Below are 1,630 nucleotides of genomic sequence, written 5' to 3'. Positions count from 1 at the left end.
GTGGGTGGGTGGAGTTAGTGTGAGAGTGTGCGTGGTGGGCCACTCGGTGTTGTGGCTGCGATTCCCTTCGCCAGGCGCTCTGTGAGGGGTTGGACACGCCCATCCCTCGTCGCACGCGCATGGTCCGGTGAGGTGTGCGATTCAAAGTTTGAATCCCCCGGGTGGATTCACGCAATTTGATATGCATGTGATGGCAAATTGTCATGCGTTGACAAATTGTTATTGTTGTCCGCAAATTGTCAGGGCATCACAATTTATTGCCTGTTTGGGCCAATTTTGTTCATTTCGCACCTTTAATGCATGTCTAATGAGCGAAAACACAGCTCAGCAGTCATATTGCTCGATATACAGCCTCAACCATCTTTGGCGCTTTCATTGGAGCATTCTGAAACATTTGTTTGCAATCGGTATCTTTCACGCGGAACCTTGCTGGTTTTCCCAGGGCGCCTAGTTGGCTGAAAGTCGCGAATTGAACAGCGAATAACGGATCTGAGTCGTTATGAGACTTAGAGCAACCAAAGTATTTTTCCTTAAATGCTGATGACGAGTCTGAATTGGATCCTTGTTGGCGTGGCGAAGAAACTTTTCGTTGCTGACTTCCAATCAAAGTTGCCAGTTAGGGTTATTGGCGAATAACCCTAATAGAAATTGTCAATCCCATTGACAATTTGTCAGCAACCTGAGACAACGTCTCAACACTACAGTAGGAGATTGCATTGGTTTGACAGCAATCTATTGCCTTGATAATTAGGTGCATTTTATCAAAAAGCATACCATGACCTTGGATGCCGGGTAAACAATTTGATCACGGTCCCAGGATCATTTGCAACTCAGTTCGTTGTGACTCATGACGGAACCATTCAAATCGGCCACACACACGAGGTCCGCGAGCAGCCTACTTACGTGCGCACAGCCTCCCAGGACAGCGCGCATCTGACCCCGTCTCGCCGTTTCTCCTCTTAGTCGACATGTCGTCGAGCGCACCGTCTAGCCCACCGTCGTCGCATCCCGCTGCCGCACACGCCGCCGCTGCTGTACCGGAATCTTCCGTGCGTGTCGCCGCAGTCCACGCTGCCAGTGCAGGGCCGGAGACTCCAGTACGAGTGCAATCACCTCCTTCCCTTCCGTCCTCTTCATTCCGTCAACTCGTCCTTCAATTTCCGCAGAGAAAGTCGCGACAGTAGTACGACCTGGACATGGCCAGTCGCCCCCAGAAGAAGCGCTGCAAATGCAGAGACGTCTGCCTTCTCGTCGGCGAGGACGGTGATTTGATTGGCAACAGCACGTTTCACAAGCACCAAGCAACGGAAAGCGAACACATCCGCGCCGATGAGAAAGCGGAACTCAACCGACAGCGTGCGAACCATCGTCAGCGTGAGAAATATGCACGCGACAAGGCAGCAGGCAAGGAGAACACGGATCCCGATCAACCACCGTCTTCAAGGGATCTGGCGGTCTCAATCCAGCAAGAGAAGCAGCTCAGAGGTGAAGCCTTGGCCGCGATTCGTCATTTCTACGTTGACAATTTGTTGACAATTTGTCAATGTTGTTGCAATTGACAATGCGCTCACCACGCACGATGCTGCTCGTGTGTTCAGTTGCTCCCACTCTTCGAAAGAGGAAGCCAGAC

Annotated in this window: 1 protein-coding gene; it reads right to left on the bottom strand. The window is 51.4% G+C overall.

Going from position 1 to position 1,630, the window contains the following annotated elements; translation table 11 throughout:
• Positions 1 to 1,133: 1,133 nt before the first annotated feature.
• On the bottom strand, positions 1,134 to 1,430 hold the full coding sequence (locus P4L78_RS01225; RefSeq protein ID WP_309326425.1) for a hypothetical protein: 297 nt from the start codon (positions 1,428 to 1,430) through the stop codon (positions 1,134 to 1,136).
• Positions 1,431 to 1,630 lie beyond the last annotated feature (200 nt).

The organism is Silvimonas sp. (genome assembly GCF_031291215.1).
Taxonomy (GTDB): domain Bacteria; phylum Pseudomonadota; class Gammaproteobacteria; order Burkholderiales; family Chitinibacteraceae; genus Silvimonas; species Silvimonas soli.
This window is presented reverse-complemented; position numbering and strand designations above follow the sequence as displayed.